Source organism: Idiomarina tyrosinivorans (assembly GCF_003987475.1).
GTDB lineage: Bacteria > Pseudomonadota > Gammaproteobacteria > Enterobacterales > Alteromonadaceae > Idiomarina > Idiomarina tyrosinivorans.
In genome coordinates, this window is the sequence record NZ_PIQH01000004.1 from 154,503 (window position 1) to 172,650 (window position 18,148).

General features: G+C 50.6%; 16 protein-coding genes. 7 read left to right on the forward strand and 9 right to left on the reverse strand.

Annotated features, from left to right (window positions below):
• Nucleotides 1–3 precede the first annotated feature (3 nt).
• Genes CWI84_RS05540 through CWI84_RS05570 form a run of 7 tightly spaced genes read right to left on the reverse strand, consistent with a single transcriptional unit; the run spans nucleotide 4 to nucleotide 8,874 of the window.
• Nucleotides 4–1,947 (reverse strand): acetoacetate--CoA ligase, encoded by a 1,944-nt coding sequence (locus CWI84_RS05540; protein WP_126841582.1) that lies wholly within the window; start codon nucleotides 1,945–1,947, stop codon nucleotides 4–6.
• A gap of 1 nt (nucleotide 1,948) precedes the next feature.
• A complete protein-coding gene (locus tag CWI84_RS05545; RefSeq protein WP_126841583.1) occupies nucleotides 1,949–2,854 on the reverse strand; it encodes a hydroxymethylglutaryl-CoA lyase in 906 nt (301 codons plus the stop codon).
• The gene (locus CWI84_RS05550) at nucleotides 2,854–4,824 is read right to left on the reverse strand and encodes an acetyl/propionyl/methylcrotonyl-CoA carboxylase subunit alpha (RefSeq protein WP_126841584.1); all 1,971 of its coding nucleotides are present in this window, start codon (nucleotides 4,822–4,824) and stop codon (nucleotides 2,854–2,856) included. The genes CWI84_RS05545 and CWI84_RS05550 overlap by 1 nt, the downstream gene beginning before the upstream one ends.
• A gap of 10 nt (nucleotides 4,825–4,834) precedes the next feature.
• Nucleotides 4,835–5,626 carry an enoyl-CoA hydratase-related protein gene (locus CWI84_RS05555; protein ID WP_126841585.1) on the reverse strand — a complete coding sequence of 264 codons (792 nt, stop codon included), beginning with the start codon at nucleotides 5,624–5,626 and terminating at the stop codon, nucleotides 4,835–4,837.
• A gap of 13 nt (nucleotides 5,627–5,639) precedes the next feature.
• Entirely contained in the window at nucleotides 5,640–7,247 is a 1,608-nt protein-coding gene (locus CWI84_RS05560) for a carboxyl transferase domain-containing protein (RefSeq protein WP_126841586.1), read from the reverse strand.
• Between the two features lie 26 nt (nucleotides 7,248–7,273).
• Nucleotides 7,274–8,443: an isovaleryl-CoA dehydrogenase gene (locus tag CWI84_RS05565; protein WP_126841587.1), complete on the reverse strand. Its 1,170-nt coding sequence runs from the start codon at nucleotides 8,441–8,443 to the stop codon at nucleotides 7,274–7,276.
• On the reverse strand, nucleotides 8,440–8,874 hold the full coding sequence (locus CWI84_RS05570; RefSeq protein ID WP_241968736.1) for a MerR family transcriptional regulator: 435 nt from the start codon (nucleotides 8,872–8,874) through the stop codon (nucleotides 8,440–8,442). Before CWI84_RS05570 ends, CWI84_RS05565 begins: the two co-directional genes overlap by 4 nt.
• A gap of 147 nt (nucleotides 8,875–9,021) precedes the next feature.
• Here CWI84_RS05570 and CWI84_RS05575 point away from each other — a divergent pair, with 147 nt between their 5' ends.
• Nucleotides 9,022–10,203: an acetyl-CoA C-acyltransferase gene (locus tag CWI84_RS05575; protein WP_126841588.1), complete on the forward strand. Its 1,182-nt coding sequence runs from the start codon at nucleotides 9,022–9,024 to the stop codon at nucleotides 10,201–10,203.
• 11 nt (nucleotides 10,204–10,214) lie between these two features.
• On the opposite strand, the gene CWI84_RS05580 is transcribed toward CWI84_RS05575, so the two are convergent.
• Together CWI84_RS05580 and CWI84_RS05585 are read right to left on the reverse strand one after the other, a co-directional pair.
• Nucleotides 10,215–11,081, reverse strand: coding sequence for an EamA family transporter (locus CWI84_RS05580; protein WP_126841589.1), 867 nt, complete (start codon nucleotides 11,079–11,081; stop codon nucleotides 10,215–10,217).
• 5 nt (nucleotides 11,082–11,086) lie between these two features.
• Nucleotides 11,087–11,971, reverse strand: a complete 885-nt coding sequence (locus CWI84_RS05585) for an AraC family transcriptional regulator (RefSeq protein WP_126841590.1) — start codon at nucleotides 11,969–11,971, stop codon at nucleotides 11,087–11,089.
• A gap of 163 nt (nucleotides 11,972–12,134) precedes the next feature.
• Between CWI84_RS05585 and CWI84_RS05590 the strand changes: the two genes are divergently transcribed.
• The 6 genes from CWI84_RS05590 (at nucleotide 12,135) to CWI84_RS05615 (ending at nucleotide 18,148) form a co-directional block, all read left to right on the forward strand.
• Nucleotides 12,135–13,631, forward strand: a complete 1,497-nt coding sequence (locus tag CWI84_RS05590) for a CoA-acylating methylmalonate-semialdehyde dehydrogenase (RefSeq protein ID WP_126841591.1) — start codon at nucleotides 12,135–12,137, stop codon at nucleotides 13,629–13,631.
• Between the two features lie 25 nt (nucleotides 13,632–13,656).
• Nucleotides 13,657–14,814: an acyl-CoA dehydrogenase family protein gene (locus CWI84_RS05595; RefSeq protein WP_126841592.1), complete on the forward strand. Its 1,158-nt coding sequence runs from the start codon at nucleotides 13,657–13,659 to the stop codon at nucleotides 14,812–14,814.
• A gap of 9 nt (nucleotides 14,815–14,823) precedes the next feature.
• Complete coding sequence (locus tag CWI84_RS05600; RefSeq protein ID WP_126841593.1) at nucleotides 14,824–15,945, forward strand: enoyl-CoA hydratase/isomerase family protein; 1,122 nt, start codon at nucleotides 14,824–14,826, stop codon at nucleotides 15,943–15,945.
• Nucleotides 15,946–15,960: 15 nt separating this feature from the next.
• The gene (gene mmsB, locus CWI84_RS05605; protein WP_126841594.1) at nucleotides 15,961–16,851 is read left to right on the forward strand and encodes a 3-hydroxyisobutyrate dehydrogenase; all 891 of its coding nucleotides are present in this window, start codon (nucleotides 15,961–15,963) and stop codon (nucleotides 16,849–16,851) included.
• Between the two features lie 11 nt (nucleotides 16,852–16,862).
• On the forward strand, nucleotides 16,863–17,627 hold the full coding sequence (locus CWI84_RS05610; RefSeq protein WP_126841595.1) for an SDR family oxidoreductase: 765 nt from the start codon (nucleotides 16,863–16,865) through the stop codon (nucleotides 17,625–17,627).
• A gap of 71 nt (nucleotides 17,628–17,698) precedes the next feature.
• Nucleotides 17,699–18,148, forward strand: coding sequence for a PH domain-containing protein (locus tag CWI84_RS05615; RefSeq protein WP_126841596.1), 450 nt, complete (start codon nucleotides 17,699–17,701; stop codon nucleotides 18,146–18,148).

Here is an 18,148-nt window from a genome sequence, read left to right on the forward strand (position 1 = left end):
CAGTTATTGCAGTTCGGCACGGTCACGGAACTGTTCCAACGCTTCCGGGTTTGCCAAGGCATCGGTGTTTTTCACTGGTTCACCATGCACAACATTGCGAACCGCGAGTTCAACGATTTTACCGCTAACCGTGCGCGGAATATCGTCAACCTGCGCAATAACCGCGGGCACATGGCGTGGTGTGGCATTGGCGCGAATCGTCTGCTTAATGGTGGCAATGAGATCATCGTTCAGCGTAATCCCCTCGCGTAAGCGAACAAACAATACTACGCGCTCATCGTCTTGCCATTTTTGCCCCACTGCGATGCTTTCCAGTACGTCGTCAACTTTTTCGACTTGGCGATAAATTTCTGCTGTACCAATGCGAACGCCACCGGGATTCAATACCGCGTCTGAACGGCCGTAAATAATGACTCCGCCGTGGCGAGTCAGTTCAGCGTAGTCACCGTGCGCCCAGGTGTTAGTAAACCGATCAAAGTAAGCATTATGATAGCGTTTACCATCTGGGTCGTTCCAGAAGCCAATTGGCATACTCGGAAAAGATTTTTCGCAAACCAATTCGCCTTTTTGTTCTAGTAATGGCTGACCATTATCATCGAAAACGTTCACCGCCAAGCCTAAACCACGACATTGCAGCTCGCCCCGGTATACCGGCAGAATAGGGCAGCCTAGTGCGAAACAAGAAACAATATCGGTGCCACCGGAAATCGATGACAAGCACAGATCCGCTTTAATATCCCGATAAACGTAGTCGAAACTCTCAGGGGGTAGCACCGAGCCGGTTGTTAGAATTGCCCGCAAGCTTTTCAATTTATGACTCTCGCGTGGTTTAACGTGGGCTTTTTCTAGTGCCGATAAATACTTCGCTGAGGTACCAAAGACGCTGATACCTTCGTCGTCAACCATATCCCAGAGCACTTCTGGCTTAGGCGCAAACGGAGAGCCATCAAATAACACCAGAGTGGCGCCGATGGCGAGCCCCGAGACAAGCCAGTTCCACATCATCCAACCGCAGGTAGTGAAGTAAAATAATCTGTCATCACGGTCTAAATCAGTATGTAAGCCATGTTCTTTCATGTGCTGCAGCAAGGTGCCGCCAATACCGTGGACAATACACTTTGGTACCCCAGTGGTGCCGGAACTGAACATGATGTAGAGCGGATCATTAAAGTCACAACGAACGAACTCAAGGTCGCTTGCCGAATGGTCTAAGAATGCATCCCATGTCGCCACATCAGTGCCGCTAATGGTGTCGCTTTGGTCGCTGAAATTCACCACAACCACCTGTTCTAGGGAATCGATTTTGGCAACAATATCCGCGGTCTTTTGTTTGATATTGAGGTTCTTGCCGTTGTAGAAATAGCCGTCCACCGTAATCAACACCTTCGGCGCAATTTGGCCAAAACGATCTAACACGCCTTGGACGCCAAAATCTGGCGAACAGGAAGACCAAATGGCCCCCAGGCTGGTGGTGGCGAGCATGGTAATGATGGTTTCGATGCAATTCGGCATCATTCCCGCCACCCGGTCGCCCTTGCTAACGCCGAGCTTTTTAAAGCTGGCCGCTAAGGCCGCCACCTGCTGGTAGAGTTCTGCATAAGTGAGTTGTTGGCGCTGACCATCTTCACCACGAAAAATCAGAGCTAAGCGGTCATCTTGATAGCGCAATAGGTTCTCAGCGAAGTTGAGAGATGCTTGCGGAAACCACTTCGCGCCAGGCATTTTTTCTTTATCAGTAACGACACTTGCGCCTTTGTCGCCGACCACATCAAAGTAATCCCAGACTTCTGACCAGAATTGTTCGTGCTGTTCTACCGACCAACGGTACAAATCGTGATAATTTGCCAAACTCAATTCATGGCGTTGATTCATTTGCTGCAAAAAGTCGGTCATTCGAGCATTGGCAATCGCCTCTGCTGAGGGGCGCCACATTGGTTCCTGTTGCATGTTAATTGTCCTCTTTTGCTTGCAGTGCGAGCGCGACTTGTGAGCGCGGACCGTGGCCAAGATGCTGACAGATCTCCCGTCCTGCCGCAGCCAGTTTAGTCAGATCGACGCCGCACTCAATACCCATTCCCTGCAGCATGTACACCACATCTTCGCTGGCGACATTACCGCTTGCGCCTTTGGCGTAGGGGCAACCGCCCAAGCCAGCCACTGCGCTATCAATAATACTTACCCCAAGAGGTAAACAGGCGCTGATATTGGCTAATGCTTGGCCGTAGGTATTGTGAAAATGTAATGCCAGATTCGCCATAGGAATATGTTCTGCTACGGCGGTTAGCATTTTTTGCGCGGCAAGGGGCGTTCCCACGCCAATGGTATCGCCCAGCGATATTTCGTAACAACCCATTTGGTATAATGCTTTGGCCACTTTTACCACGTCTGCCAAAGGCACGTCGCCTTGGTACGGACAGCCCAGCACACATGAAACGTAGCCACGGACGCTAACGCCATCGGCTTTAGCCTGTTCAAGCACTGGCGCAAAGCGTTGCAGCGACTCGTCGATAGAGCAATTAATATTTTTTTGGGTGAAGGCTTCGGACGCCGCGCCAAACACCGCAACTTCGTCGGTATTTACTTGGCGCGCAAGTTCATACCCCTTAAGGTTGGGTGTTAATGCTGAATAGGTGATACCTGCACGCCGACTGATCTGCGCCATCACCTCGCTACTATCAGCCATTTGTGGTACCCATTTAGGGCTAACGAAGCTGGCACTTTCAATCACGCTTAATCCGGTTTCAGAAAGCTGGTTAATCAACGCAATTTTGGCTGCTGTTGGCACAGCGACCTCATTTTGCAGTCCATCTCGCGGGCCCACTTCAACAATCTTGACCTGAGTAGGTAGTGTCATTACGACTCCTCTTGCTCGACAATAAGCAATTCTGCACCGTCACTGACCAACTCTCCGGCTTGATAGAACACTTGCGTTACCGATCCCGCATGAGGCGCGCGAATGGTGTATTCCATCTTCATCGCTTCCATGATCACCAGCGCTTGATCTTTTTCGACGCTATCCCCAGCAGCGACCAATACTTCAAGAATGGTTCCATTCATGGGCGCGACTAATTCGCCCGCTGGACCGTCTTGCTCTAGCGTGTCGGCGACTCGGTGCCGCTGAAAACTCACGCGACCCGATTCAAGCATCACACTGAGGCCATTGTCATGTTCAGCAATATAGGCCAACTGTCTATGGCCATCTGCGGTGAGGGTTAAGCAGTCGTCCTGTGCAGTCGCTTGCCAACGTATACTGTTGTCATTGTGATGCTGAACAAAGCTATCGCCATCACGCTGCAGCGTGATATCGAGCATCTCTTCGTCGTGCTGTAGCTGCAATCGATAGCCGCTGGCTTGGTTAAGCCGGAAGCCGTCGGCGCGCTGCCACGGCGAGTCAACGGTTTGTGGTTGTTGTTGTAATACATCCCACAACGTTGCTGCCACTGCGGCGGTGTTCAAATCGACTGTATCAGTGGCGAACAGCTGATCGTGGTGCTGGTCAATGAACTCCGTGGTCAGATCGAGCTGTTTAAACGCCTTGTTTGCTGCCAAGCGGCGCAAAAACTCTACATTTGTGGTTAGCCCATCGATGCGATATTCGCGCAACGCACGCTGCAATTTTAGTAACGCGCGGTCGCGGTCGATATCCCAAACAATTAATTTGGCAATCATTGGGTCATAAAAGGTCGAAATCTCGTCGCCTTGTTCAATGCCGGTATCGATTCGTACCCCATCTACTTCAGTTGGCGTACGCAGATGTTCGACAACACCGGTGCTGGGTAAGAAATCATTGTCCGGGGATTCTGCATAAATACGCGCTTCGAAGGCGTGGCCTGTCACCATCACTTGATCCTGTGAGAGCGGTAATGGTTGCCCAGCAGCGACCATCAGTTGCCACTCAACAAGGTCCTGACCGGTGACCATTTCGGTTACCGGATGCTCAACCTGTAAGCGTGTATTCATTTCCATGAAATAGAATTCGCCGCTTTGGTCATACAGAAATTCGACGGTACCGGCGCCAACATAGTCGATGGCTTGTGCAGCTTTTACCGCCGCTTCGCCCATGGCTAAACGCGTTTTTTCGGTTAATGCTGGGGCTGGCGCTTCTTCTAAAACTTTCTGATGGCGGCGTTGGACAGAGCAGTCACGTTCAGCGAGGTAGACCGCGTTTCCATGCTCATCACAGAATACCTGAATTTCAACATGGCGGGGGTTACGAATAAAGCGTTCAAATAACACTTTGTCGTTACCAAATGCTGACTTGGCTTCGCGCTTAGCCGATTGTAGCGCCTCATCAAAGTCGGCGGCTGACTCGACCACACGCATGCCTTTACCACCGCCGCCATAAGCCGCTTTAAGTAACAGTGGAAAACCGACCCGCTGTGCTTCGTGTTGCAATACGTCGGGGCTTTGTTCGCTGCCATGATAGCCAGGTACCAAAGGGACGCCAGCATCTTCCATAATCGCCTTGGCCGCACTTTTTGAACCCATCGCCGCAATCGCGCTCACCGGCGGACCGATAAACACGATGCCAGCTTGCTGGCAGGCATCGGCAAAATCTTCATTTTCCGATAAGAAGCCGTAGCCGGGATGAATTGCTTGCGCGCCAGTCAGTTTTGCGGCAGCAAGAATTTTGTCGCTACGTAAGTAACTTTCACTACTTTGCGCCGGTCCTATATGAACGGCTTCATCGGCCATTTTTACGTGACGTGCGTATTGGTCTGCATCGGAGTACACAGCAACTGTGCGAACGCCGATTTTTTTCGCCGTAGCTATGATACGACATGCGATCTCGCCACGGTTAGCAATGAGTATTTTATCGAACATCTCGCGTTCCTTAATGGTTCTTAGGCTGGGTCCAACGAGCAGGGCGCTTATCTAAAAACGCTGTTAAGCCCTCTTGCCCCTCTTCCGACACTCGGATGGCCGCAATACGCTCTATCGTGAGATTCCGCAGCGGTTCACCTAATGGTTGCGCCGAGACCTCTGCAATCAGTTGCTTGCAAGCGTCTAAAGCGGCGGGCGAATTGTTTAATAGTGCATCTAACAGGCGTTCTAAGGCGGCGTCAAAATCGTCACAAATTTGGTGCACTAGGCCGACTTGCAATGCTTGTTCAGCAAAGAAGCGCTCGGCGGTTAACATGTAGCGACGCGCTTGGCGCGCCCCGATTGCTGCTATCACATAAGGACTAATGACTGCGGGAATGAGACCAATTTTTACCTCGCTGAGGCAAAAACTGGTATTTTCCTGCGCTAAAACGATATCGCAGCAGGCCGCTAAGCCCACAGCGCCGCCAAACGCGGCACCTTGTACCAGAGCGATGGTGGGCTTACTGAAATCGTTCAGGTCTGCCATTAATTTGCTCAGTTGCTGCGAGTCAGCGATATTCTCGTCGTAATTTTTATCAGCCATGGAGCGCATCCAGGCTAAATCCGCACCTGCAGAGAAGTTCTTGCCGCGGGATTTTAGCACCAGCACACGAACTTGGTTGTCGTCTTGAGCTTGATGCAGATGATCAATCAATTCAGCGATCATCGTGTCATCAAAGGCATTATGCTTTTCTGGTCGGTTCAGCGTAATTGAAGCAACACCCCGAGCATCAACTTGGTAATCCGTTAAAGCCGTCATGAGACCTCCCAAACTACATGCGGAAGACGCCGAAGCGGCTGTCTTCAATTGGCGCATTTAATGAAGCGGCGATACTCAGTCCCAGCACGTCTCGCGTTTGTGCAGGGTCAATAATGCCATCGTCCCAAAGCCGACCTGAGGCGTAATAGGGATGGCCCTGCTTTTCATATTGGTCAATGATTGGCTGCTTCAATTGTTGTTCTTGCTCGGCGCTGAAGTCTTCGCCTTTTCGGGCAAGGTTATCTTTGGTGACTTGCGCCATAACGCCAGCGGCTTGCTCACCGCCCATTACCGAAATCCGTGCATTGGGCCACATGAACATCATGGTTGGGTCGTATGCACGACCGCACATGCCATAGTTGCCAGCACCATAACTACCGCCAATTAGTACGGTAAATTTCGGAACCTTGGCACAACTCACCGCCATCACCATCTTAGCGCCATGTTTAGCAATGCCCTCGGCTTCGTATTTTTTGCCGACCATAAAACCGGTAATGTTTTGCAAAAACACCAGAGGAATTTTGCGCTGTGCGCACAGCTCAATAAAGTGTGCGCCTTTTTGTGCAGACTCTGAAAAGAGGATGCCGTTGTTGGCGACAATACCCACTGGGTAACCGTGAATACGGGCGAAGCCAGTCACCAAGGTGTTACCGTAATTTGCTTTGAATTCATCGAAATCTGAATCGTCAACAATGCGTGCAATCACTTCATGCACGTCGTAGGGCTTGCGCAGATCGGTGCCAACGATGCCATACAACTCTTTGCTATCGTAGCGTGGCGGTTTTGCTGGACGCTGATCCAACTGCGTCGGTTGCGGACGGTTTAGCCGTGCGACAGAACGTCTTGCTAAGGCTAGAGCGTGCTCGTCGTTCATTGCGTAATGGTCGGCTACCCCTGAAATTTTGGTATGCACATCGGCGCCACCCAGCTCTTCCGCACTGACTTCTTCACCGGTTGCGGCTTTGACTAATGGCGGTCCGGCCAAGAAAATTGTGCCTTGTTCTTTGACGATCACACTTTCGTCTGCCATCGCTGGGACATAAGCGCCCCCCGCGGTGCATAAGCCCATGACAACCGCGATTTGAGGAATGCCTTTTGCCGACATATTGGCTTGGTTAAAGAAAATTCGCCCGAAATGATCGCGGTCAGGGAACACCTCATCTTGGCGTGGCAGGTTAGCGCCGCCCGAGTCGACCAAATAAATGCACGGTAAATGGCAGCGCTCCGCAATTTCCTGCGCGCGCAAATGCTTTTTCACCGTCAACGGATAATAGGTTCCACCTTTAACGGTCGCGTCGTTAGCGATGATCATACACTCAACGCCCTCGACACGACCAATGCCCGCAACCACACCAGCGGCAGGAACATAATCATCATAACAATCCCAAGCGGCAAACTGGCCAATCTCTAAAAACGCCGAGCCGGCATCGAGCAGCTTTTCAATCCGCTCACGAGGTAACAACTTGCCTCGCGAAAGATGGCGTTCTTGGTATTTCGGCCCGCCACCGAGCTTAATTTGTTCAACTTTGGCATTGAGGTCGTCGACGACCTCCTGCATAGACGCATAATTCTCCTGAAACTGTGCGTCTTTGCTATTCACTTTACTGGATAACACTGGCACCGCTAGCGCTCCTTATTGCTGTTGAATTACTTGGCTTCGGTGAATAATTCACGACCAATTAGCATCCGCCGAATTTCTGAGGTTCCCGCGCCAATTTCATACAATTTAGCATCGCGCAGTAAACGACCGGTAGGGTACTCGTTAATATAACCGTTGCCACCTAGCAATTGAATGGCATCTAGGGCTAATTGGGTTGCTAGCTCTGCAGCGTATAGAATAGCGCCAGCCGCATCTTTGCGCGTGGTTTCGCCGCGGTCACACGATTGTGCAACGGCATAAACATAAGCGCGCGCTGCATTAGTGCGGGTATACATGTCTGCGAGTTTGCCTTGCACTAACTGGAATTCACCAATTTTCTTGCCGAACTGCGTACGGTCATGGATGTAGGGAACACACACATCGAGGCATGCTTGCATAATTCCCAGCGGACCGGCTGCCAATACTGCCCGTTCGTAATCGAGACCACTCATGAGTACCGCAACACCTTCGTTCAACTGGCCCAGAATGTTTTCCTCAGGCACACGCACATCTTCAAATACCAGCTCACAAGTGTTTGAGCCACGCATGCCTAGTTTGTCGAGTTTCTGTGCCTGGCTGAACCCTGGGGTATCTTTTTCAACAATAAATGCGGTAATACCGCGGGAGTTTTTCTCTGGGTCGGTTTTCGCGTAAATAACAAATACATTGGCGTCTGGGCCATTAGTGATCCACATTTTATTACCGTTTAATACGTAGTGGTCGCCGTCTTTGTCGGCGCGTAACTTCATACTCACCACGTCAGAACCGGCGTTTGGTTCACTCATTGCCAATGCGCCAACGTGCTCTCCAGTACAGAGTTTTGGAAGATATTTGGCTTTTTGTTCAGCGTTACCGTTACGAGAGATCTGGTTCACGCATAAATTTGAATGCGCGCCATAGCTCAACCCAACTGACGCCGAGGCGCGGCTGATTTCTTCCATCGCCACAACGTGTTCCAAGTAGCCTAAACCTGAACCGCCGTACTCTTCGTCTACGGTCAAACCCAGTAATCCCATATCTCCCAACTTGCGCCATAAATCACTGGGGAAGGTATTGGATTCGTCAATCTCGGCGGCGCGAGGGGCAATCTCGTCGCGCGCAAAGGCATTCACTTGCTCGCGGATCATGTCCGCGGTTTCACCTAAACCAAAATTGAAGGTTTTGAACTGGCTGATCATTTCGGTACTCCTAGAGACTTTTTACGTTGTTGCTTCTGTTCAACATGCTGGAGCTCTTCGCGACAGCGAATTTCTAAGCCACCCAACTCGGTGAGCAGAACGTTGATATCTTCCATTTGTTGCTTGAGCGAAAGCTTTTTCTCGGCAATCAGGTCTAAAACCGTATGTAGCTGAGAAGCACTGCTATCCTCGGTATCGTAGAGATCGAACAAGCGACGCGTTTCGGCGAGCGAAAAGCCCAACCTTTTACCGCGTAAAATCAGTTTCAATCGCACTCGGTCTTTGTTGGTGTAAACCCGGGTTTGTCCCTGCCGCTTCGGTGCGAGTAGGCCTTCGTCTTCGTAAAAACGAATGCTGCGCGTAGTAATGTCAAACTCCCTTGCCAATTCGCCAATGGAGTAGGTGATTTTGTTCATGGTTACGACTTGCATTTCGGACCCAGAGGGATCTAAGCTTAGAGGAAGTTTACGTTAACGTAAAGTGCAACCCTAACCACAAAGTTCGGTCAGCTAATGTAAAGCGCAATTGCCGAACGCAGCGTTGCACTGCTATCAGTGCCAAATTCGGAGGAAGTAGTTATGGCAGCGGATAATATTGTAATTGTGGCGGCCAGCCGAACCCCAATGGGCGGTTTCCAAGGCAGCTTAAGTGATGTCAGTGCGCCAAATTTGGGAGCTAACGCCATCGCTGCCGCTATCCAACAAAGTGGTTTAGCCGCGACGGATATTAATGAAGTGATCATGGGCAATGTACTGCCTGCTGGTCTCGGTCAGGCGCCGGCGCGTCAAGCCATGCTATATGCAGGACTACCTGAGGGGACGGGCGCTACTACGATTAATAAGGTGTGCGGCTCAGGGTTGAAAGCCGCGATGTTTGCTCACGATCTTATTAAAGCGGGCTCTGCAGAAATTGTCGTTGCGGGTGGTATGGAAAGCATGTCGAATGCACCGTATTTACTTGAGAAAGCCCGCAGTGGATACCGTATGGGTCATGGAAAAGTGCTTGATCACATGATGTTAGACGGTCTTGAAGATGCCTACGAAGGTAAGGCGATGGGTTGTTACGCGCAGGCAACCGCCGACGAGTACAACTTGGGTCGCGAGGAGATGGATGAGTTTGCCATCAAGTCACTGCAGAAAGCGCAGAATGCGATTGCAAAGGGCTGGTTTAAAAATGAAATTTCAAGTGTCACTTATTCTACCCGTAAAGGGGATGTCACGGTAGATACTGATGAACAGCCAAGTAAAGCGCGAATCGATAAAATTCCTTCGTTACGCCCTGCATTCGCGAAAGATGGGACGATTACTGCTGCGAATTCCAGTTCAATTTCTGATGGTGCAGCGGCGCTGATTCTAATGACCGAAGCCGAAGCCGAAAAGCGTGGCTTAAAGCCATTGGCTCGGGTGGTGGGGCATAGCACTCATTCGCAAAAGCCATCAGAGTTTACTGTGGCACCGATTGGCGCAATGACCAAGCTGCTGAACAACATTGGTTGGAATAAAGAAGACGTCGACGCTTGGGAAATTAACGAAGCGTTCGCGATGGTGACTATGCTGGCCATTAAGCAAATGCAGTTGGATGAAAATAAAGTGAATGTCCATGGTGGTGCTTGTGCACTGGGTCACCCCATTGGTGCAAGCGGCGCGCGCCTGCTAGTGACCTTGTTGCACGCACTGAAGCAACGCGGTGAAAAACGCGGGGTAACCTCACTGTGCATTGGCGGTGGCGAAGCGGTTGCGGTTGCGGTTGAGATGCTGTAGGGCGCACTGGGTTAGGCTTGCGAGAGGCGTCTTACGCGTCCCGCAAGCCATACTGCGGCAATAATAATGACGCTACCAAGAAAGAACCGACCCCATGGTTGTGGATGGCGCCAAAATACCATGTTGACCAAAATGCCTGCTGGGATAAGGGCATTATTCATGGTGGCTAGCTGGCCGGTATTGACCCATTTGGTGGCAATATTCCAGCCTAAGTAGCCCAATCCCGAGGCAACAATGCCAAGCCACAGCAGGATACCCCATTGTACAGCAGAGTGCGGTGTTTGTTGCCAGTTACCAAATAGCAGCGCACCGATGCCAGATACTATAATGGCGCCAACAAAGAAGGCGAGGAATTGCTGTCGTTGTTGCAGGTTAGAGCCAAGCGGTAGGCGTTTGTATGCAACTTGGCCGGCAGCGAAACAAAAGTTCGCACCTTGAATTAACAGGAAACCACTGACGAAATCACTGGATAATGGCTGATAGCGCAGAATCGCTGCACCAAGTACTGCTAGTGACGCTGCAAGCCACCAACTCAAGGGTAAGTGGCGGCGATTCAAGCAAAGCTCATCGATGATAGTGATATAGATCGGGGTAAAGATCGTAAAAAGTAAAACTTCGGCAACCGACAGGTACAGAAAGGCTTGATAGAGCAGTATGTACATAACGCCGATTTGGATTGCACCGATGGCTACCAAGGCAGCACTGGTACGGGGCTGGCGAATGAGTTGTCGCCAACGAGTAAAGGGCAATAACGTGGCGGCCGCGAGTAGCATGCGAATCAGTACCACTAAATAACCATCAACGTGGCCAACAAGGTACTCACCAATCAAGGAAAAGCTAAACGCCCAGAGCAGTGTAATGGCAATAAGTAGCGGCATGGATTTTATGGCTCCTGTTGGCGTGGATGCATACGGTAATGTTTAGGGCTAATTCCCATAACATTTTTAAACAGTCGGGAAAAATAGTAGGGGTCGTCAAAGCCCAATTTTGCCGCCACTTGCTTAATCGACGCAGTGGTCTGGTCAAGTTCTTGACATGCTTGACGAATCCGCAGTTGAGTAAAAAATTTCAGCGGTGTTAATCCCGTTGCACGGCGAAATTTTTTACTGAATTGGAATTTGTCCATGGTGCATAGCGCTGCTAGTTCATTGAGCGTAATAGTGCGGTGCAGGTTTTGTTGCATATATTGCTGAATAGCTTCTAGCGGTAATTGCTGGCGCTGTTGTGGCGCAAGCTGCTGCTCACCGCAAAGGGTCAGCACGTGACGTAGCCATTGGCACATCAACAGTGCCTGTGGTAATCGCCAAGGTGATGGATGCACGTTAAGTAGTTCGCCAAACGCCATATGGAGTTCTTGCGGCTGCCCAGGATGAATCACCGCTGCTTGGTCATTATGACCAATAAAGTCCATGAAGTGTTGAGCGTCCGTACCGTCGAAATGGCTCCAGTAGATGCTCCATGGATCGTGTTTAGAAGACCAGTAGCGGTGTTTCACCGCACGCGGTAACAGTACTACTTGTTGTGCGGAAATGTGCCATTGCTGGTTTTCGGTTGCACAGATGCCTTGGCCTTGAACGCAGTAAATCAGCAAATAGTCGGAATGCGCATTGCGCGTAATTGCATGTTGGTCAGCGTGGTGGTAGTAACCGTATGACAACGGATAAAGTCGCTGACTCAACGGATGCCGCTGTAACTGTTGCAACAGTGAGCGGGGTAACACCACACGTTGGCTATCAGTGGTTAATGGCCAGCTTGAGGGTTGTGACATAAAACCGAGATGATTGGGTAAATAATGACAATATTATCCATCATTTCGTCAATTTTGTGAATGTTCTTTTGCTCAGTGGTTTGCTTTAATGCCAACCATTAAAAAACACTAACGTGGACACGACAATGCGTGCCACTGAATTTAGACAGTAAGAAGGTGAGTTATGTCAAAAAAAGTGCCTTTATTAATCGATGGTGAATTTGTTGCATCGTCGACTTCAAATTGGATTCCAGTGACCAACCCAGCAACGCAAGAAGTGATTGCTGAAGCGCCGTGTGCTACCCAAAGTGAAATGGACGCCGCCGTAGCGAGCGCCCGTGAAGCATTCCAAACCTGGAAAGAAGTGCCAGTATCTGAGCGTGCGCGGGTGATGATGCGTTACCAAGCGTTGTTGAAAGAACATCACGACGAGATCGCTGAAACCCTTGCACAAGAAACCGGCAAAACCTTCGAAGATGCCAAGGGTGACGTTTGGCGGGGTATTGAGGTGGTTGAACACGCTGCCAATATCCCTTCGTTGCTGATGGGGGAGACCGTCGAAAACGTGGCGCGTAAGATCGATTCCTACAGCTATACTCAGCCGATGGGGATTTGCGCAGGTATTACCCCATTCAACTTCCCTGCAATGATTCCATTGTGGATGTTCCCGCTGGCGATCGCTTGTGGTAACACCTTTATCTTAAAACCTTCAGAGCAAGATCCTCTGACGCCAACACGGCTTGCTGAACTGTTCGTTGAAGCTGGCGCGCCAAAAGGCGTTCTGCAAGTATTGCACGGTGGCAAAGATCAAGTGGACTTCTTGCTTGATCATCCAGAAGTTCGGGCCTTATCGTTTGTCGGTTCAGTGCCAGTAGCGCAATACATTTATCGTCGCGGTACCGAAAACATGAAGCGTGTTCAAGCATTTGCTGGTGCGAAAAACCACTGTGTGATCATGCCGGATGCGAACAAACAGCAAGTGATCAACAATTTGGTGGGTGCTTCTGTTGGTGCTGCAGGCCAGCGTTGTATGGCGATCTCTGTAGCGGTCTTCGTGGGCAAGGCAAAAGAATGGATCCCTGAATTAGCAGAAGCTCTGAAACAAGTGCGCCCAGGTGCGTGGAACGATGAAGGCGCTTCATACGGCCCATTAATTAGTCCGCAGGCGAAAAAGCGCGTAGAAAAGTTGATTAGCCAAGGTGAGCAAGAGGGTGCGCAGTTATTGGTTGACGGTCGCGGCTGCGAAGTAGACGGTTTACCCAATGGAAATTGGGTCGGCCCAACATTCTTTGCTGGGGTCAAGCCAGACATGGAAATCTACAAAACCGAAATTTTTGGTCCAGTATTGTGTGCAACCGAAGTTGAGTCACTGGACGAAGCCTTGGCGTTGGTAAACGCCAACCCATTCGGTAACGGGACGTCTATCTTCACCGCTAATGGCGCTGCAGCGCGCAAATACCAGCACGAAGTTGAAGTGGGACAAGTGGGTATTAACATCCCAATTCCGGTGCCATTGCCGTTCTTCTCGTTCACAGGTTGGAAGAACTCGTTCTTCGGTGACTTGCACGCCTACGGCAAGCAAGCGGTGCGTTTTTACACAGAAACAAAAACCGTTACCGCGCGTTGGTTCGAGAGTGACATCGACGCTACTGGTCCAAACATGTCGATCCATTTGAAGTAAGCACGCTAGAGTAGGAGACCTTGGTATGGATTTTAACTTAACTGAAGACCAACAGGCCTTTGTTGATACCGCGCGTGCGTTCGCGGAAAAAGAGATGGCACCGTATGCAGCGAAGTGGGATGAAGAAGCCCACTTCCCGATTGAGGTATTTCGTAAGGCCGGTGAAATGGGCTTTATGGGCATGTATACCCCAGAATCAGCCGGTGGTTTTGGTATGAGCCGGTTAGACTCAGCGTTAATTTTTGAGCAGTTAGCGATGGGATGTACGGCGACCACTGCGATGATGACCATCCACAACATGGTTACTTGGATGATTGGTTCATTTGCCAAACCAGAAGTCAGTGAACAGTGGATACCGGAACTGGTAACCGGCGAAAAGTTAGGCTCGTATTGCCTTACCGAACCTGGCGCAGGTTCCGACGCGGCAAACTTGCGCACCAGTGCCAAAAGAGACGGCGATAGCTATGTCTTGAATGGTTCGAAAATGTTTATCTCGGGTGCCGGTTCAACCGATGTGTTGGTAGTGATGGCACGTACTGGCGAAGCCGGTCCTAAAGGCGTTTCCGCGTTTGTGGTGCCGGCTGATGCCGAGGGCATTAGCTACGGTAAAAAAGAAGACAAGATGGGCTGGAATGCTCAGCCGACGCGCCTAGTTACCTTTGAGGACGTGCGCATTCCTGCGGCCAACTTGCTGGGCGAAGAGGGCGAAGGCTTTAAGTTTGCAATGATGGGGCTAGATGGCGGTCGGATTAACATTGCAGTGTGTTCTGTCGGTACCGCGCAAGCAGCGTTAAATACCGCTAAGGCATACATGCAGGAACGCGAACAATTTGGTAAGCCGATTGCCCAATTTCAGGCGCTACAGTTCAAATTAGCCGATATGGCAACCGAACTGGTTGCGGCGCGTCAAATGGTACGTTTGGCGGCGTTCAAAGTGGATAACAATGATGCAGACAAAACCACCTACTGTGCGATGGCTAAACGCTTCGCCACAGATGTCGGTTTCGAAGTCTGTAACCAAGCCCTGCAGTTGCACGGCGGTTATGGCTATATCCGCGAATATCCTCTAGAACGTCACGTACGTGATGTGCGTGTTCACCAAATTCTAGAAGGTACGAACGAAATCATGCGTCTCATTGTTGGTCGCCGTTTGTTGGCTGACATCGACCGCGAGATCCTCTAAGGGGGCATAATGAGCGAAGTGGTGTTATTTGATGAACTCGCCGCAGGTGATTACCGCATTGGCGTCATCACCTTAAACTCAGAGAAATCGTTAAACGCCCTAAGCTTGCCGATGGCCGAGAAAATGTTGCCCAAGCTGCAAGCTTGGGCGAACGATGACGGCATTAGCTGTGTATGGCTTCAGGGGGCTGGAGAAAAAGCCTTTTGTGCGGGCGGCGACATCGTAGCCATGTACAACGCAATGAAGGCAAAACCGGGTGTTCTGGTCGACGAAGTCCGTGACTTCTTTACCTTAGAATACGAATTGGACTACGCCCTACAAACCTTCCCCAAACCCTTAGTCGTTTGGGGTCACGGGATTGTCATGGGCGGCGGTATGGGACTGATGAACGGTGGCAGCCACCGGATTGTGACCGAACGCTCATTGCTGGCGATGCCGGAAATTACTATCGGCTTATACCCAGATGTGGGGGCGACCTACTTTCTTAATCAGATGCCTGCGGGCTGCGGGCTATTCCTCGGCTTAACCGGGGCGCACATGAATGCTGCCGATGCGCGTTATCTCAATTTGGCAGACCATTTTTTAGGTGCCGACAAGAAGCAGGCACTATTGGATGCGTTAACCCAAGTGAGTTGGGGTGATACTGCACGAATTAATCATCAGAAAGTGACCGACACGATAACGGCGATGGTTAAGCAAGATGCAACCCAAGCGCCGGCACCTCAGGTTGAGCCTTTGCAAGCACACATCAGCCAGTTAACGACCGCGGATGATATAGCGACCGTGGTTAACAATATCGTTAACGACGATAGGGAAAACGATTGGCTGGCAAAAGCGCGTAAAAATTTGCAGCATGGTTGCCCAACCACGGCGCACATCGTTTGGAATCAGTTGCAGTTAGGGAGCGATTTATCCTTGGCTGATTGTTTTCGGTTAGAGCTAACGTTGTCGACAAACTGCGCGGTAAAAGGCGACTTTGCTGAGGGTATTAGGGCCTTGTTGATCGACAAAGATCGCAAGCCTGCATGGCAGTATGGCACGGTCGCTGATGTGCCGGCCGAGAGTATTGATGCATTCTTTCAACCGCCATGGGGTGAGCAACCACATCCCCTTGCGAACTTAGGAAAATAATCTAGGAGATTTAGCATGGCGAAAGTAGGATTTATTGGGCTAGGTAACATGGGCGGGCCAATGGCGGCCAACCTTGTTAAAGCAGGCCATTCAGTGACGGTTTTTGATCTCTCTGAAAACGCCTTGGCGCAAGCCAAAGAAGCCGGTTGTGGCACCGCCGATAGCGCGGCTGCAGCGGCAGCAGGCGCTGAGTTCGTGGTTTCTATGTTACCTGCCGGGCAGCATGTTGAGTCGGTGTATGTGAAAGATCAGGCGCTGCGTGAAGCATTGTCAACGGATACCTTGGTGATCGATTGCAGCACCATTGCGGCAGAGACTGCACAGTTTGTTGCGGCATCGTTGCAAGACATTAATGTGGCCTTTATTGATGCGCCAGTGTCTGGTGGGGTCGCTGGTTCGAAAGCCGGAACCTTAACCTTTATCTGCGGTGGCGCAGAGGCCAATGTGGATAAAGCCCGTCAGGTATTAGATGCGATGGGCAAAAATGTGTTTCGTGCGGGTGATGTTGGTGCGGGACAGATTGCGAAGATCTGCAACAACATGTTGCTGTCGGTGTTGATGGCAGGAACGGCGGAAGCACTTCAATTAGGCCGTGCTAACGGATTAGATCCGAAAGTGTTGTCGGACATTATGTTGCAAAGCTCAGGCCGCAACTGGACCTTAGAAGTCTACAATCCATGCCCTGACGTGATGGAAAACGTACCATCAAGCAATGGCTACCAAGGTGGCTTTATGGTTGATTTAATGACTAAGGATCTGGGCTTGGCGCAGCAAGCAGCGCTGAACAGCGGTGCAGCAACACCAATGGGCGCTTTGACTCGCAATTTATACTTTAGCTGGTCGCAGCAGGGCCATGGTCGTGAAGACTTTTCCAGTATTTTCAATTACGTACAACCGAAGCTGTAAGGTAGCGGACTATGCAAGTAAGTGAATGTACCATTGTGATTACCGGCGGCGCGCAGGGCTTGGGCCGCGCGATGGCTGAGAACTTCGCCAAAGACGGCGCTGCCTTAGCGCTGATCGATGTTAACGGTGAAATGCTTGAGGATGCGCAGCAAGCTTGCGAGCAGCTTGGTGCGAAAAAAGTGGTTGGCTTTGAAACAGATATCACTGATGAAGAGAGCGTTGAAACGGTTTTTGAGCAAATTCACCAAGAATTTGAAGGCATTGACGTACTCATTAATAACGCCGGTATTATGCGTGACGGCTTATTACTGAAATATAAAGACGGTGAAATCACCAAAAAGATGCCACTACAGCAGTTCCAATCAGTGCTTGATGTTAACCTCAGCGGTACTTTTTTGTGCGGTCGTGAAGCGGCAGCCCAAATGGTAAAGGCGCAGCGCAAAGGCTTGATCATCAATATCAGCAGCGTAGCGCGTGCTGGTAACATTGGCCAAACCAACTACGCTGCGACAAAAGCTGGCGTTGTTGCTATGACTGTGACCTGGGCGCGCGAATTAGGGCGTTATGGTATTCGTTGTGGGGCAATTGCGCCCGGCTTTATCGAAACACCGATGACCGCACAAATGAAACCTGAAGCGATTGAGCGCGCGCTTTCTATGGTGCCATTGCGTCGTTGGGGTCAGCCTGACGAGATTGCCCATACTGCACGTTACATGATCGAAAATGATTTCTTTAGCGGCCGAGTGATGGAAATCGATGGTGGTGTACGCCTGTAACTAGGCAAAACGTAGCCTTCAAACACGAGTCTCTGTTATAGTAGCGGTTTTCGCTGACAGGGACTCGTGCCATGTTAATGCGCTATCAAGGCGTCATTAAAACCATTCCTTTATGCACCAATTTATTGGCTGCCTGTTTAGTGGCGTTGCTCATTCTAACGCCGCCAACCTCTGTCAGCGGCTGGATTTTTTCTGCACTTTTCTGTAGCGCATTCATCGTAATTGCTGGCTGGAGCAGCGCCGAAGTGTACCGCAGCCGTATTGGCATTAGCGACCGAGGATTACAGATCCGCAAAGGCTGGAGTCGCACTCATCGGTATCGCTGGGACCAAGTTGATCACCTGCAATATATCGGTTGGTTACAGAGTTTTCGGATCCATTTTAGCGACGGTAAAAATATCACCGTACCGATTTTAATGAGCGATTTGAAGGGCTTATTAGAGGCTGTGGCGATCCACTTAAAGCGTCCGCAATACATCAACGCGTTAGATGATTTTGCTGCTAGCTTTGGGGGCAAATAG

Coding starts and splice junctions, on each gene's coding strand:
- CWI84_RS05540 (WP_126841582.1), bottom strand. CDS start 1,947: ATGCAACAGGAACCAATGTGGCGCCCCTCAGCAGAGGCGATTGCCAAT.
- CWI84_RS05545 (WP_126841583.1), bottom strand. CDS start 2,854: ATGACACTACCTACTCAGGTCAAGATTGTTGAAGTGGGCCCGCGAGAT.
- CWI84_RS05550 (WP_126841584.1), bottom strand. CDS start 4,824: ATGTTCGATAAAATACTCATTGCTAACCGTGGCGAGATCGCATGTCGT.
- CWI84_RS05555 (WP_126841585.1), bottom strand. CDS start 5,626: ATGACGGCTTTAACGGATTACCAAGTTGATGCTCGGGGTGTTGCTTCA.
- CWI84_RS05565 (WP_126841587.1), bottom strand. CDS start 8,443: ATGATCAGCCAGTTCAAAACCTTCAATTTTGGTTTAGGTGAAACCGCG.
- CWI84_RS05570 (WP_241968736.1), bottom strand. CDS start 8,874: ATGCAAGTCGTAACCATGAACAAAATCACCTACTCCATTGGCGAATTG.
- CWI84_RS05575 (WP_126841588.1), top strand. CDS start 9,022: ATGGCAGCGGATAATATTGTAATTGTGGCGGCCAGCCGAACCCCAATG.
- CWI84_RS05580 (WP_126841589.1), bottom strand. CDS start 11,081: ATGCCGCTACTTATTGCCATTACACTGCTCTGGGCGTTTAGCTTTTCC.
- CWI84_RS05585 (WP_126841590.1), bottom strand. CDS start 11,971: ATGTCACAACCCTCAAGCTGGCCATTAACCACTGATAGCCAACGTGTG.
- CWI84_RS05590 (WP_126841591.1), top strand. CDS start 12,135: ATGTCAAAAAAAGTGCCTTTATTAATCGATGGTGAATTTGTTGCATCG.
- CWI84_RS05595 (WP_126841592.1), top strand. CDS start 13,657: ATGGATTTTAACTTAACTGAAGACCAACAGGCCTTTGTTGATACCGCG.
- CWI84_RS05600 (WP_126841593.1), top strand. CDS start 14,824: ATGAGCGAAGTGGTGTTATTTGATGAACTCGCCGCAGGTGATTACCGC.
- mmsB (WP_126841594.1), top strand. CDS start 15,961: ATGGCGAAAGTAGGATTTATTGGGCTAGGTAACATGGGCGGGCCAATG.
- CWI84_RS05610 (WP_126841595.1), top strand. CDS start 16,863: ATGCAAGTAAGTGAATGTACCATTGTGATTACCGGCGGCGCGCAGGGC.
- CWI84_RS05615 (WP_126841596.1), top strand. CDS start 17,699: ATGTTAATGCGCTATCAAGGCGTCATTAAAACCATTCCTTTATGCACC.